The following is a 12,666-nucleotide window of genomic DNA, read 5'->3' as shown; positions in this document are numbered from 1 at the left end:
AGCTTTCAGCCAGCTTTCGACCCAGCGTGGGCGACAGGAGGTAGGGGCGATGACGAAGCTGCACGAGGGCGGCTGCCGTGGTTGGATCTGGATGAGGGGGGCTTGACCGCGAACACCGGCGTAGCCGGTACCCTCCACCGCTGCGCCTTCTTCGCGGCCAAGCCCGCTCCTGCAGGCTCTTGTTCGAGCGGCCTTGGCGCGCAGAGCCGCCACAACCGCATCAGGGCAGCTGCAACCCCCCAGCCGCCTTGTGCAAGGCCCGCAGGTGCTCGCCGATCTGCTTCACATTGCCCTCGACCGCCGTGATCTCCTGCGCCCGCTTGGGCTCCAGCAAGGCCCGCACTTCCTTGTCCAGGTCAGTGCTCAGGCGCAGCAACTGTGCCTGGCGCTCCTTGCTCACCTGCTCCAGGTGCACTCGCTCCTGGGGTTGTGGCAGGCCGTAGCCGGTGCTTTCGAGCAGTTCCGCCGGGCGGCTGAGGAAGCCGCTGTTGGCCAGCATCTGCTGCAAGGTCGCGTTGGCCTTGTCTACCGTTCCGTCCTTCAGCGCTGTGGCATTGAGGTAGCGCTGCTTGACTTCGTCCTGGGCCAGCAACAGCTGGCGGCGCAGGCTGGCCTGCTCGAGCAGCAGCAAGGCAGCGCTGGTGCGCAGGTCAGCCTTGGGGAACCACGGGCGGCGCTGCTCGGCATCCAGTGCCAGCCAGTCCTCCACGGCGATTTCCTTGATCGGCAACTGCTTCTTCAGCACGTCGAACATCGCCTGGTAGCGATCACGGTAGGAGTCGAACTGATAGCCCAGGCGCAGTGCTTCACGGCGGTCGTCGAGCACGCTGGTATCGGCAAGGCCACGGCCCTTGAGCACTTCCAGCAGGCCGTTGGGCATGATCGCGTCGAGGTCGGCCAGGCGCCGGTCGGCGGTGCCGCTGCGCATCAGCTTGAGGGTTTCCACCGCGCAGTTGTTGGACAGGAAGTAGTAGTTGCCGTCATAGCTCCAGTGCATCTCGGCGGCCTGGCGGACCAGGTCCTCGATTTGCGTGCGGTCGAGCTTGAGCGGAACCGACGCCAGGCTGCGCAGTTCGGTCTTGGTGTATTCGTCGATCACCTGGCCCAGTGGCAGTACGAACAGCCGCGACGGGTAGGCGCCGGTCAGGCCGTCCCAGCTGGACAGCTGCACGTCGTTGACGAAGGCGCGGTACGACAGCACCAGGTGCTGGTCAAGGTCCAGGCGGCAATCCGGACCGCGCGGACGGCCGGGTGCGCAGATCACCAGGCGCAGCATGCTGTGGCCCCAGCGGCTGACCCAGTTCTGGTTGGCTTCGGCCAGCAGGTAATCGACCTGGTACACCCGCTCCGGGTCGATCTCGCCCAGCGGCTGGCGGGCGAAATCGTTGCCGGCGTTGAGGAACGGCAGGCCTTTGGCGCAAGGGTCCTGGGGTGGCGCCCAGGCGAAGTGCTCGCGCAGGTACTGGTTCAGTGCGGGGCGGCGACAGGCGTAGCTCGGGTCGAGGAGGAAATACTCCATGTTGACCGCGATGAATTCCTTGGGGCTGCTCAGTTCGTAGCTGTCCGGGCTGCGTACCAGCTGGCCGTTGTGTTGCTCGCGCTCGCCACGGCGGCCGACGTATTGCGGCCAGCCGGCCAGGTCGAGCAGGCGTGGGTCGTCGCTGAGGGTGAAGCGGCGTTCGGCCTGGCCGCGGCACTGCGCGGGCAGGCCGATGGCGCCCAGGCTGGCTTCGTGGCGCTTGCAGCGGGCGATCAGGCTGCGCTCGGGCGCGGGCCACAGGCGGGCGCGGTCGTAGATGTGGGTCAGTTCATGCAGCACGGTGGCCAGTAGTTCGTTGCGCACCGTGCCATGGGCACGCTGGGTGCGTTCGCGGGCGGCGCTGCCATCGACCAGGCCTGGCAACAGGCGGCGGTTGAGGTCCAGGGTCGAGACCAGCGAGGCCTGGCCGTAGGCATCGGCGGGCATGTTGTCGGTCCAAGCGACCCGCACGCGGCGGTCCAGCTGGGTTTTGAACGCAGGAGGGAGCTTGGCCATCGCCTCGTCGAGCAATGCCTGGGTGGCTTGCTGTTGTTGCGGGTCGAGGCCAGCTGCCTGCAGCTCAAGCTGCAGGTCGGCAAGGGCGGGCGTGCCGAGCAGCGTCAGGGCGCAGCCGAGCAGCCAGGCACGCGCGCGCTTCACAGGGCGAGGATGGCTTCGGCCAATACCTGGTCGCTGGCGTCGCGAGCCTCTGGGACACGCTGGCGCAGGGTGTCGAACGCAGCTTCCAGCTGTGCACCACGGATGTCGCCGCGGCTGGCGACGAAACTGGCGGCGTCGTCACGGGCTTCCTGCACGACCTTGGAGTCGCGGATGGAGGTGGTGGTGTCGGACGTGAAGTCGATCGAGCGGCCAAAGGCACGCACGATGATATTGCTGGTGGCCACCAGGGTTTGTGCCTGGGCCAGGTCGGCCAGCAGCAACATGCCGAGGGTAGCGGCGATCAGCGGTTTACGCATGGAGCATCTCCGAAGAATACAGGGAGTCAGGTGTGTTCATTGGACGAGAATTGCTTCTGCCAGTTCAAGGTCGCCGACGGACAGAGCAGGGTTGGCCTGGCGCAGCGATTCCAGCGCGGCTTCCAGGCGCGCGCCGCGAATCTGCCCTTTGCTTGCGACGAATGCAGCGGCGTCGCTGCGCGCGCGCAAGACCACCTTGCGGTCGAACGGCGCGGTGGTCACCTTGCTGGTGACATAGCCGCTGACCACGAGGCTCTGGGTAGTGACATCCATGGCATGGGCAGTGCCGCTGGCAACGATGACGGCGAACAGCGATGGCAACAGGTAACGCATGGGTTCGAGGCTTTTTCCAGACAGCTGAGGCTCGCCCGGGCGGGCTCAAAGGGGATCACCCGGGCAACGTAGGTTGGCTCAGAGTGCCAGGATGGCCTGGGCCAGTTGGGTGTCGCTGGCTTGCAGCGTCGGCAGCTGCTGGCGGATATGCAGGAACGCGCTTTCCAGCTTCGCCCCGCGAATCACGCCTTGGCTGCCCACGAAGCTGGCAGCGTCGTCGCGCGCGGCCTGGACGATCTTGTCGTCGCGCAGCGAGGACGTCACGTCGGAGGTGGCGTCGGTGGAGGCGGCGACTGCGCCGACGACTGCATCGGTGGTCACGACGAAGCTGGTGGCATGGGCGGTGCCGGCCAGGGCCAGCAGCATGGCGGCGCCAAGCAGAGGCAGTTGTTTACGGGACTTGGGGGACATGTCGGAGGGCTCCTGCTGGTGGCTCTGTTGGCTCGCACGCTTACGCGGTGCATCACGTTGTGTTTTTAACAGGTCATTGAGGCAAGCGTATCACGTGGGTTTGTTTCCGCATGTGAAGTAAGTGCCCCGAAAAACTGTTATGGTCGAAAATTATAAACCAAAAACTGTACAGTCATAGCGATGAAACCCTCAAGCGCGCGGCTTTGGAAATAAAAAACCCGCCGCAGTTCCCTGCGGCGGGTTTTGAGAATTCGCGGTGCCGGCCGTAGCCGGCAAGCCGGAGCTTAGCGCCAGAAAGGCTTGCTCAGCTCTTGGTAACGCTGGGCTTCGCTGATACCGGCGTCAGCCAGCAGGCGACCATCCAGGCGAGCCAGTTGGCGGCGGCTTGCGAGGCGACGCTGCCACAGCAGCAGGGTCGACAGCGCGCGCAGCGGCAGCGAGGCGTTAGTTTGAACGTTGTTTTCGAAAACCAGACCGGAACTGAGGGTACGTTCCATGATGTGTCATCCTTCCGCTTATGGCGGGATTAGAGAGTTGTTTAACTGGTGCCCATGATCCTCCTCGGCTGTCCATAACAGTAGATACAGTTCAGCAGTAATGAGATAGGCCAGTTAACTGTTTAAGGGCACTGTTGCACCTGTTATTGGCATAACTGTACTGGTCAGCACTAAATTGGTGCGTTTCCGGCTGGGTGGCGGGATTTACAAGCGGGAGATTGGATTTTTAGCGGTACAGTAGAACAGTTTTTTAATAAATCTCGTGTTAAGTGTTCGGGGTGATCGCAATGCAGTGTTGACGCATTCGCCCGCTCCCACAAATAATCCGCCGCTCTCAAGCACGGTGAAAATCCTGTGGGAGCGGGTTTACCCGCGAATAGGCCGGTACAGTCGCTGCAAAACCCAGATCAACCCGCCAACATGCGGCCACTCTCTTCCAGGTTCTCGTGCCAGCTCAGGGCTTCACGCAGAATATGCGGCGTATGCCCCCCACGCTGGCAGGCACGCTCGAAGTAGTCGTTCAGTGCCGCGCGGTAATCCGGGTGCACACAGTTGTCGATGATCGCCCGGGCACGCTCGCGTGGCGCCAGGCCGCGCAAATCTGCCAGGCCTTGCTCGGTCACCAGGATGTCCACGTCATGCTCGGTGTGGTCCACGTGGCTGACCATGGGCACCACGCTGGAAATGGCGCCACCCTTGGCGATCGACTTGGTGACGAATACCGCCAAGTGCGCGTTGCGGGCAAAGTCACCGGAACCGCCGATGCCGTTCATCATTCGCGTGCCGCATACGTGGGTGGAGTTGACGTTGCCGTACAGATCGAACTCCAGCGCCGTGTTGATGCCGATGATGCCCAGGCGACGCACCACCTCCGGGTGGTTGGAGATTTCCTGCGGGCGCAGTACCAGCTTGTCCTTGTAGCGTTCCAGGTTGCCGAACACCTCGGCGTTGCGGCGGGTCGACAGGGTGATCGAACTGCCCGAGGCGAAGCTCAGCTTGCCGGCATCCATGAGATCGAAGGCCGAGTCCTGCAGCACTTCCGAGTACATGGTCAGGTTCTCGAAAGGCGAGTCGATCAGGCCGCTGAGCACGGCGTTGGCGATGGTGCCGACGCCAGCCTGCAGCGGGCCGAGCTGATTGGTCATGCGCCCGGCCGCCACTTCGCTCCTGAAGAAGTCGATGAGGTGGTCGGCGATGGCCTGGGTTTCGTCATCGGCGGGCAGCACAGTGGACGGCGAGTCCGGCTGGTCGCTGATGACGATGCCGACGATTTTCGCCGGGTCGATCGGGATCGCGTTGCTACCGATGCGGTCATCCGCCTTTACCAGTGGGATCGGCGTGCGCGTTGGGCGGTAGGTAGGGATATAGATGTCGTGCAGGCCTTCGAGGTTGGCATTGTGCGACAGGTTGATCTCGACGATGACCTGCTTGGCGAAGATCGCGAAGCTGGCCGAGTTGCCCACCGAGGTGGTCGGCACGATATGGCCTTGCTCGGTGATCGCCACCGCCTCGATGACCGCGATGTCCGGCAGGGTCAGCTGTTTGTTCCGCAGCTGCTCGACGGTTTCCGACAGGTGCTGGTCGATGAACATCACCTGGCCATCGTTGATCGCCTTGCGCAGGGTGCTGTCCACCTGGAACGGCATGCGCCGGGCCAGCACACCCGCTTCGGTGAGCTGCTTGTCCAGGTCGTTTCCGAGGCTGGCGCCGGTCATCAGGCTGATCTTCAGCGGTGACTGCTTGGCGCGCTCGGCCAGCGCATGCGGGACGGCCTTGGCTTCGCCGGCGCGGGTGAAGCCGCTCATGCCGACGGTCATGCCGTCCTCGATCAGGCCAGCGGCATCAGCCGCACTCATTACCTTGCTGTGCAGGGAGGACAAGCGGATACGATCACGGTACATGGGGTGTTATCTCGGGCTACAAAAGCGACTGGTGCGCAGTCTAGTGTTTTCGCTGGCGCCCCGTCCCGCGACCATGGTCGTAGGGGAAGGCCGGAAGTAGAGCCGTTGATCTGGATCATGAAAGCGAGAAGGCCCCAGGAAAGATCTTCCCGGGGCCTTCTATATATAGAGAGGAACGTGTCCAGAGCGGGGGTCACTCCACCGCCTTCACCATGTCCTCGATCACCTTCTTGGCATCCCCGAACACCATCATCGTCTTGTCCAGGTAGAACAGTTCGTTATCCAGCCCTGCATAACCACTGGCCATGGAGCGCTTGTTGACGATGATCGTCTTGGCCTTGAACGCCTCGAGAATCGGCATGCCGGCGATCGGCGACTTGGGGTCGTTCTTTGCCGCCGGGTTGACCACGTCGTTGGCACCCAGCACCAGCACCACGTCGGCCTGGCCGAACTCGGCGTTGATGTCCTCCATCTCGAACACCTGGTCGTAGGGCACCTCGGCTTCAGCCAGGAGCACGTTCATATGCCCCGGCATGCGCCCGGCCACCGGGTGGATCGCATACTTCACGGTCACGCCATTGTGGGTCAGCTTTTCCGTAAGCTCCTTGAGCGCATGCTGGGCGCGGGCTACCGCCAGGCCGTAGCCCGGGACGATGATCACACTGTCGGCGTTGCTCAGCAGGAAGGTCGCGTCATCGGCCGAACCGGATTTCACCGGGCGCTGCTCCTTGCTGCCGGTGGCGGCGCCTGCGTCGGTATCACCGCCGAAGCCGCCGAGGATCACGTTGAAGAACGAGCGGTTCATCGCCTTGCACATGATGTACGAGAGGATCGCGCCGCTGGAGCCCACCAGGGAGCCGGCGATGATCAGCATCGAGTTGTTCAGCGAGAAACCAATGCCCGCCGCTGCCCAGCCCGAGTAGCTGTTGAGCATCGACACCACCACGGGCATGTCGGCGCCGCCAATCGGGATGATGATCAGCACGCCCATGATGAACGCCAGGGCCAGCATCAGAGTGAAGGCGCTGTAGTGGCCGGTAAAGGTGAACAGCAGGCCCAGGGCGATTGTTGTGATTCCCAGGATCAGGTTCAGCTTGTGCTGGCCGGCGAACTGTACGGGTGCACCTTGGAACAGGCGGAACTTGTACTTGCCCGACAACTTGCCGAAGGCGATCACCGAGCCGGAGAAGGTAATGGCGCCAATCGCTGCGCCGAGGAACAGCTCCAGGCGGTTGCCGGTGGGGATCGGGTCGCTGATGCTGGCGACGATGCCCAGCGACTGCGGCTCCAGCACAGCTGCGATGGCAATGAACACGGCGGCCAGGCCGATCATGCTGTGCATGAACGCGACCAGTTCAGGCATCTTGGTCATTTCCACACGCTTGGCCATGATCGAACCTGCGGTGCCGCCAATCAACAGGCCGAGGATCACGTAGCCAATGCCCGCGGTGGCAAGTTCCGCCCCTAGCTTATAGATGAGGCCGAGGGTAGTGAGCATGGCGACGGCCATGCCAAGCATGCCGAACACGTTGCCTCGCCGCGAGGTGGTCGGGTGCGACAGCCCCTTGAGCGCCTGGATGAAGCAGACCGAGGCGACCAGGTAAAGAAGGGTTACCAGATTCATGCTCATGCTTACTTCTGCGCCTCGTTCTTGTTTTTCTTCTTGAACATTTCAAGCATGCGCCGGGTGACCAGGAAGCCACCGAACACATTCACCGCCGCCAGGGCCACGGCCAGGGTGCCCATCAGCTTGCCGGCCGGGGTCACAGTCAACGCCGCCGCCAGCATGGCGCCGACGATGACGATCGCCGAGATGGCGTTGGTGACCGCCATCAGCGGCGTGTGCAGTGCCGGAGTGACGTTCCACACCACGTGGTAGCCGACATAGATGGCCAGCACGAAGATGATCAGGTTGTAGATGCCATCGGAAATCAGCATGTCTTCCATTGTCGTGCTCCTCAGCCGTTCTTGCGCACGACCTGGCCGTCGCGGCACATCAGGCACGCGGCGACGATGTCGTCTTCGAGGTTGATCACCAGTGCACCGTCCTTGTCGAACAGCAGCTTCGTGAAGTCCAGCAGGTTGCGGGCGTACAGCGCCGAGGCATCTGCTGCGACCTGGGCCGGCAGGTTGGTCGGCCCGACCAGGGTTACGCCGTGGGCGACTACCACCTGGTCGGCGACGGTCAGTGGGCAGTTGCCGCCTTGTGCCGCCGCCAAGTCGATGACCACCGAGCCGGGTTTCATCTGCGCGACGGTTTCGGCGCTGAGCAGCGTCGGCGCCTTGCGCCCGGGAATCAGCGCAGTGGTGATGACGATATCGGCCTGCTTGGCGCGCTCATGCACAGCCTGGGCCTGGCGTTGCATCCAGCTGGCCGGCATGGGACGGGCATAACCGCCGACGCCTTCGGCGCATTCGCGCTCTTCGTCGGTCTCGTAGGGCACGTCGAGGAACTTGGCACCCAGCGACTCGATCTGCTCCTTCACCGCCGGGCGTACGTCCGACGCCTCGATCACCGCACCCAGGCGCTTGGCCGTGGCAATGGCCTGAAGGCCGGCAACGCCCGCCCCGAGAATGAGCACGCGGGCGGCTTTCACGGTGCCTGCGGCAGTCATCAGCATGGGCATGAAGCGTGGGTAGTGGTGAGCGGCCAGCAGCACCGCCTTGTAACCGGCGATGTTGGCCTGGGACGACAGCACGTCCAGGCTCTGGGCGCGCGAGGTGCGGGGCGCGGCCTCGAGGGCGAAGGCGGTGATGCCGCGCTCGGCCATCTTGGCGATCAGTTCGTTGTTGAAGGGGTTGAGCATGCCTGCCAGCACGCTGCCGGCATTTAGGCGGGTCAGCTCCTGGTCGTTGGGTGCGACCACCTTGAGCACCAGTTGCGCGCCAAAGGCGTCGCCTGCATCGCCCAAGGCGGCTCCGGCGGCCTCGTAGGCACTGTCTGGAATGCTGGCCCCCAGGCCCGCCCCGCGCTCGACCGTGACCTGATGGCCCTGGCCCACCCACTTCTTGATGGTTTCCGGGGTCGCGGCAACCCTTGTCTCACCCGCCTGCGTCTCGAGAGGAACACCAATGTGCACGACTTTTCTCCTGCGGTGACCTTTTGTCTTTGTTTAAGCCAGCGCACTTCGGATGGTGCGACTGGAGCGGCCGTTCAGCACGGGCGAGGCATTTTGCAGACGAACCCAGAGGGCTTCAACCAGTTCTGAAGCGAAACGAACTTAAAACTACAAGTCACCCTGTGACCACTTGTCGCAAGCAACTGCTTTCGAGCCGTCAAACACGGGCTATTGGCAGCTTAGGAGAAAAAATCAAAATTTTTTGACTGATTTCGCGCGTGGCGTGTTGGATGTCGCAAAACAAGCCGCAAACCCGCGTATTTACTAGGGTTGATAGGGTTTTCGCGGGCGACGTAACAGTTTGCCTATTTGCGACAAATACATTCATCTGTAGGTGTTTAGAATAATTAACTACGGAGTCAGCTTTTGCTGTCCTACGCTAGTTTTTCGACAAGTAGTCCGTGGCCTGAGCTAACAGCCAGTCGCGGAACGCCCGCAGCGAGGCGGACTCGACCTTGCGCTCCGGAATCATCAGATAGTAGGCCTTGTCACTGGCCAGCGCATGCCTGTTGGCGACCACCAACCTGCCCTCTTGCAACTCGCGCTGGATCAGGAACGGAGGAATCAGCGCGATGCCCATGTCGTGCATGGCTGCCTGGGCGAGCATGGAGAACAGCTCGTAGCGTGGTCCGGCCATGTCGTGCTCGACACTCATGTCCAGGCTGTCGAACCACTGCCGCCAGGCATAGGGCCGGGTGGTCTGCTGCAGCAGAGGCAGCTCGGCGATACGCGGGGCCGGCAAGTCGTCCCGCCCGTCCAGCAATGCCGGGCTGCACACCGGCACCGGGTTTTCGCCCATCAGCCTGTGCGACTGGGTGCCGGACCAATCGGCATCGCCAAAGTAGATGGCGGCGTCGAAGGCGGTGTCGGCGAACAGGAATGGCCGCGTGCGGTTGGTGAGGTTGACGGTGACCTCGGGGTGGCGCTGCTGGAAATCCTTCAGCCGCGGCAGCAGCCACTGGGTGCCGAATGTCGGAACCACTGCCAGCTCGATCACGTTGGCGCCCTGCTGGCGCATCACCGACAAGGTGTCGCGCTCCACCGCGTCCAGTTGAGCGGCTACCTGACGGCTGTAGGAAAGCCCGGCTTCGGTCAGTTTCACGCCTCGGCGGGAGCGGCGGAACAGTTCGACATTGAGAAAGTCCTCCAGGCCGCCGATCTGCCGGCAGACGGCGCCTTGGGTAAGCGCAAGTTCCTGTGCAGCCTTGGTAAAGCTCTCGTGCCGCGCAGCGGCCTCGAAGCAGACCAGGGCGGTGGTGCTGGGGATCTTGCGGCGCATGTACGTCAACCTCACTCGTGAGTGGCTTTAAAAGGCATCTTGGTGCTTTTCGGAGTGAGAAAATAACACTAATCGGTGCGCAATCCTCGTTTGTCCCTTCGCCCGATCAGGCCTAGGATCAATGCACGAGCAACGACCACCCACTTCGAGGATTTCGTTCATGGCCGGTAAAGCAAGCTTCAACTGGATCGACCCGCTGCTGCTCGACCAGCAGCTCACTGAAGAAGAGCGCATGGTGCGTGACAGCGCTTATCAGTTCGCCCAGGACAAGTTGGCCCCGCGCGTGATCGAGGCATTCCGCCACGAGCAGACCGACACGGCAATATTCCGTGAAATGGGCGAAGTCGGCCTGCTGGGCGCGACCATTCCGGTGGAGTACGGCGGCAGCGGCCTGAACTACGTGTGCTACGGGCTGATCGCGCGTGAAGTGGAGCGCATCGATTCGGGCTACCGCTCGATGATGAGCGTGCAGTCGTCGCTGGTGATGGTGCCGATCAACGAGTTCGGCAGCGAGGCGCAGAAGCAGAAGTACCTGCCCAAGCTCGCCACTGGCGAATGGATCGGTTGCTTCGGCCTGACCGAACCAAACCACGGCTCCGACCCGGGCGCGATGATTACCCGTGCACGCAAGGTCGAAGGTGGCTATCGCCTGAGCGGCAGCAAGATGTGGATCACCAACAGCCCGATCGCCGATGTTTTCGTGGTCTGGGCCAAAGACGATGCCGGCGACATTCGCGGTTTCATTCTGGAAAAAGGCTGGGAGGGCCTCAGCGCCCCGGCGATCCACGGCAAGGTTGGTCTGCGCGCCTCCATCACCGGTGAAATCGTCATGGACAGCGTGTTCGTGCCGGAGGAGAACATCTTCCCTGAAGTGCGCGGCCTGAAAGGCCCGTTCACCTGCCTGAACTCAGCCCGTTATGGCATCTCCTGGGGCGCCTTGGGGGCAGCGGAGTCCTGCTGGCATACCGCTCGCCAGTACACCCTGGACCGCAAGCAGTTCGGTCGTCCGTTGGCGGCCAACCAGCTGATCCAGAAGAAGCTGGCCGACATGCAGACCGAGATCACCCTGGGCCTGCAAGGCTGCCTGCGCCTTGGGCGGATGAAGGACGAAGGCACGGCGGCGGTGGAAATCACCTCGATCATGAAGCGCAACTCCTGCGGCAAGGCCCTGGAGATCGCGCGCCTGGCCCGTGACATGTTGGGCGGCAATGGCATCTCCGACGAATTCGGCGTGGCGCGTCACTTGGTCAACCTGGAGGTGGTCAACACCTATGAAGGGACCCACGACATCCACGCGCTGATCCTCGGTCGTGCCCAGACCGGTATTCAGGCGTTCTTCTAATAAGAGGGAGTCAGGCCATGGGGGCGTTATCCCATTTGCGGGTGCTGGACCTTTCGCGCGTGCTGGCCGGGCCTTGGAGCGGGCAGATCCTCGCCGACCTTGGCGCCGACGTTATCAAGGTCGAGCGGCCAGGCTCGGGGGATGACACTCGCGCCTGGGGGCCGCCCTTCCTCAAGGATGCACAAGGCGAGAACACCAGCGAGGCGGCCTACTATCTGTCGGCCAACCGCAACAAGCGTTCGGTGACCATCGACTTCACCCGGCCGGAGGGCCAGCGGCTGGTGCGTGAACTGGCGGCGAAGTCGGATATCGTCATCGAGAATTTCAAGGTGGGTGGGTTGGCGGCCTATGGCCTGGACTATCCCAGCCTGAAGGCCGTGAACCCCAAGCTCATCTATTGCTCGATCACCGGCTTCGGCCAGACCGGACCTTATGCCAAGCGTGCGGGCTACGACTTCATGATCCAGGGGCTGGGTGGCTTGATGAGCCTGACCGGGCGTCCGGAGGGTGATGCGGGTGCCGGGCCGATGAAGGTTGGGGTGGCGCTGACCGATATCCTCACCGGGCTGTACTCCACCGTGGCGATCCTGGCCGCCCTCGCCCATCGTGACCAGTCCGGTGTCGGCCAGCATGTAGACATGGCGTTGCTGGATGTCCAGGTGGCTTGCCTGGCCAACCAGGCGATGAATTACCTGACCACGGGTGTGGCGCCCCGGCGGCTGGGGAACGCGCACCCGAATATCGTGCCTTACCAGGACTTCCCGACGGCAGATGGCGATTTCATTCTTACCGTGGGTAACGATGGCCAATTCCGCAAATTCGCCGAGGTGGCCGGGCACCCACAGTGGGCGGACGACCCGCGTTTCGCTACCAACAAGCAGCGGGTGGCCAATCGGGGCGAGCTGATTCCGTTGATTCGCCAGGCCACGGTGTTCAAGACCACGGCCGAGTGGGTCAGCCAGCTTGAGCAGGCGGGCGTGCCCTGTGGGCCGATCAATGACCTGGCGCAGATGTTCCAGGACCCGCAGGTGCTGGCTCGAGGGCTGGCGGTGAATATTGCGCACCCATTGGCGGGCAGCGTGCCGCAGGTGGCCAGCCCGATCCGGCTTTCGCAAACGCCGGTGGAGTACCGCCGTGCGCCACCGTTGCTGGGTGAGCATACGGACGCTGTGCTGGGCGATGTGCTGGGCCTGTGTGCCGAGGCTCTCGGGCGCTTGCGGGCCGATGGGGTGGTCTGAGCTCTTTATTCATAGAGCAGCGGGAGGCCGGCAGGCCTCCCTTTTGTTTT

At 63.0% G+C, this 12,666-nt stretch carries 12 protein-coding genes; 2 read left to right on the top strand and 10 right to left on the bottom strand.

Features of this window, described 5'->3' with window-relative positions; all coding sequences use genetic code 11:
• Window positions 1-220: 220 nt before the first annotated feature.
• From RAC97_RS06035 to RAC97_RS05990, 10 genes are all read right to left on the bottom strand, one after another.
• Window positions 221-2,179: a DUF4105 domain-containing protein gene (locus RAC97_RS06035; RefSeq protein WP_375098356.1), complete on the bottom strand. Its 1,959-nt coding sequence runs from the start codon at window positions 2,177-2,179 to the stop codon at window positions 221-223.
• Window positions 2,176-2,496, bottom strand: coding sequence for a DUF2388 domain-containing protein (locus tag RAC97_RS06030; RefSeq protein ID WP_375098355.1), 321 nt, complete (start codon window positions 2,494-2,496; stop codon window positions 2,176-2,178). Before RAC97_RS06030 ends, RAC97_RS06035 begins: the two co-directional genes overlap by 4 nt.
• Before the next feature lie 36 nt (window positions 2,497-2,532).
• Window positions 2,533-2,829 carry a DUF2388 domain-containing protein gene (locus RAC97_RS06025; protein ID WP_375098354.1) on the bottom strand — a complete coding sequence of 99 codons (297 nt, stop codon included), beginning with the start codon at window positions 2,827-2,829 and terminating at the stop codon, window positions 2,533-2,535.
• Between the two features lie 78 nt (window positions 2,830-2,907).
• The gene (locus RAC97_RS06020; protein WP_375098353.1) at window positions 2,908-3,240 is read right to left on the bottom strand and encodes a DUF2388 domain-containing protein; all 333 of its coding nucleotides are present in this window, start codon (window positions 3,238-3,240) and stop codon (window positions 2,908-2,910) included.
• A gap of 284 nt (window positions 3,241-3,524) precedes the next feature.
• Window positions 3,525-3,737: a DUF1127 domain-containing protein gene (locus tag RAC97_RS06015; protein ID WP_375098352.1), complete on the bottom strand. Its 213-nt coding sequence runs from the start codon at window positions 3,735-3,737 to the stop codon at window positions 3,525-3,527.
• Between the two features lie 407 nt (window positions 3,738-4,144).
• Window positions 4,145-5,638: an acetyl-CoA hydrolase/transferase family protein gene (locus RAC97_RS06010; protein ID WP_375098351.1), complete on the bottom strand. Its 1,494-nt coding sequence runs from the start codon at window positions 5,636-5,638 to the stop codon at window positions 4,145-4,147.
• Window positions 5,639-5,831: 193 nt separating this feature from the next.
• Window positions 5,832-7,268, bottom strand: coding sequence for an NAD(P)(+) transhydrogenase (Re/Si-specific) subunit beta (locus RAC97_RS06005; protein WP_375098350.1), 1,437 nt, complete (start codon window positions 7,266-7,268; stop codon window positions 5,832-5,834).
• Between the two features lie 2 nt (window positions 7,269-7,270).
• Window positions 7,271-7,585, bottom strand: coding sequence for an NAD(P) transhydrogenase subunit alpha (locus RAC97_RS06000; RefSeq protein ID WP_375098349.1), 315 nt, complete (start codon window positions 7,583-7,585; stop codon window positions 7,271-7,273).
• An 11-nt stretch (window positions 7,586-7,596) separates the two neighbouring features.
• Window positions 7,597-8,718, bottom strand: coding sequence for a Re/Si-specific NAD(P)(+) transhydrogenase subunit alpha (locus RAC97_RS05995; RefSeq protein ID WP_375098348.1), 1,122 nt, complete (start codon window positions 8,716-8,718; stop codon window positions 7,597-7,599).
• Window positions 8,719-9,136: 418 nt separating this feature from the next.
• Complete coding sequence (locus RAC97_RS05990; protein ID WP_375098347.1) at window positions 9,137-10,036, bottom strand: LysR family transcriptional regulator; 900 nt, start codon at window positions 10,034-10,036, stop codon at window positions 9,137-9,139.
• A gap of 160 nt (window positions 10,037-10,196) precedes the next feature.
• Between RAC97_RS05990 and RAC97_RS05985 the strand changes: the two genes are divergently transcribed.
• Together RAC97_RS05985 and RAC97_RS05980 are read left to right on the top strand one after the other, a co-directional pair.
• Window positions 10,197-11,378 (top strand): acyl-CoA dehydrogenase, encoded by a 1,182-nt coding sequence (locus tag RAC97_RS05985; protein WP_375098346.1) that lies wholly within the window; start codon window positions 10,197-10,199, stop codon window positions 11,376-11,378.
• A gap of 17 nt (window positions 11,379-11,395) precedes the next feature.
• Window positions 11,396-12,616: a CaiB/BaiF CoA transferase family protein gene (locus tag RAC97_RS05980; RefSeq protein ID WP_375098345.1), complete on the top strand. Its 1,221-nt coding sequence runs from the start codon at window positions 11,396-11,398 to the stop codon at window positions 12,614-12,616.
• The last annotated feature ends 50 nt before the right edge of the window (window positions 12,617-12,666 follow it).

Source organism: Pseudomonas sp. LS_2, from assembly GCF_042709235.1.
Taxonomy (GTDB): domain Bacteria; phylum Pseudomonadota; class Gammaproteobacteria; order Pseudomonadales; family Pseudomonadaceae; genus Aquipseudomonas.
The sequence above is the reverse complement of the archived record's forward strand: the minus strand, read 5'-3'. Positions and strand labels throughout refer to the sequence as shown.

Excerpts from the sequence above, each read along its gene's own strand:
- RAC97_RS06010 (WP_375098351.1), bottom strand. The coding sequence starts at position 5,638 with ATGTACCGTGATCGTATCCGCTTGTCCTCCCTGCACAGCAAGGTAATG.
- RAC97_RS05985 (WP_375098346.1), top strand. The coding sequence starts at position 10,197 with ATGGCCGGTAAAGCAAGCTTCAACTGGATCGACCCGCTGCTGCTCGAC.
- RAC97_RS06025 (WP_375098354.1), bottom strand. The coding sequence starts at position 2,829 with ATGCGTTACCTGTTGCCATCGCTGTTCGCCGTCATCGTTGCCAGCGGC.
- RAC97_RS05980 (WP_375098345.1), top strand. The coding sequence starts at position 11,396 with ATGGGGGCGTTATCCCATTTGCGGGTGCTGGACCTTTCGCGCGTGCTG.
- RAC97_RS06020 (WP_375098353.1), bottom strand. The coding sequence starts at position 3,240 with ATGTCCCCCAAGTCCCGTAAACAACTGCCTCTGCTTGGCGCCGCCATG.
- RAC97_RS05990 (WP_375098347.1), bottom strand. The coding sequence starts at position 10,036 with ATGCGCCGCAAGATCCCCAGCACCACCGCCCTGGTCTGCTTCGAGGCC.
- RAC97_RS06005 (WP_375098350.1), bottom strand. The coding sequence starts at position 7,268 with ATGAGCATGAATCTGGTAACCCTTCTTTACCTGGTCGCCTCGGTCTGC.
- RAC97_RS06015 (WP_375098352.1), bottom strand. The coding sequence starts at position 3,737 with ATGGAACGTACCCTCAGTTCCGGTCTGGTTTTCGAAAACAACGTTCAA.
- RAC97_RS06000 (WP_375098349.1), bottom strand. The coding sequence starts at position 7,585 with ATGGAAGACATGCTGATTTCCGATGGCATCTACAACCTGATCATCTTC.
- RAC97_RS06030 (WP_375098355.1), bottom strand. The coding sequence starts at position 2,496 with ATGCGTAAACCGCTGATCGCCGCTACCCTCGGCATGTTGCTGCTGGCC.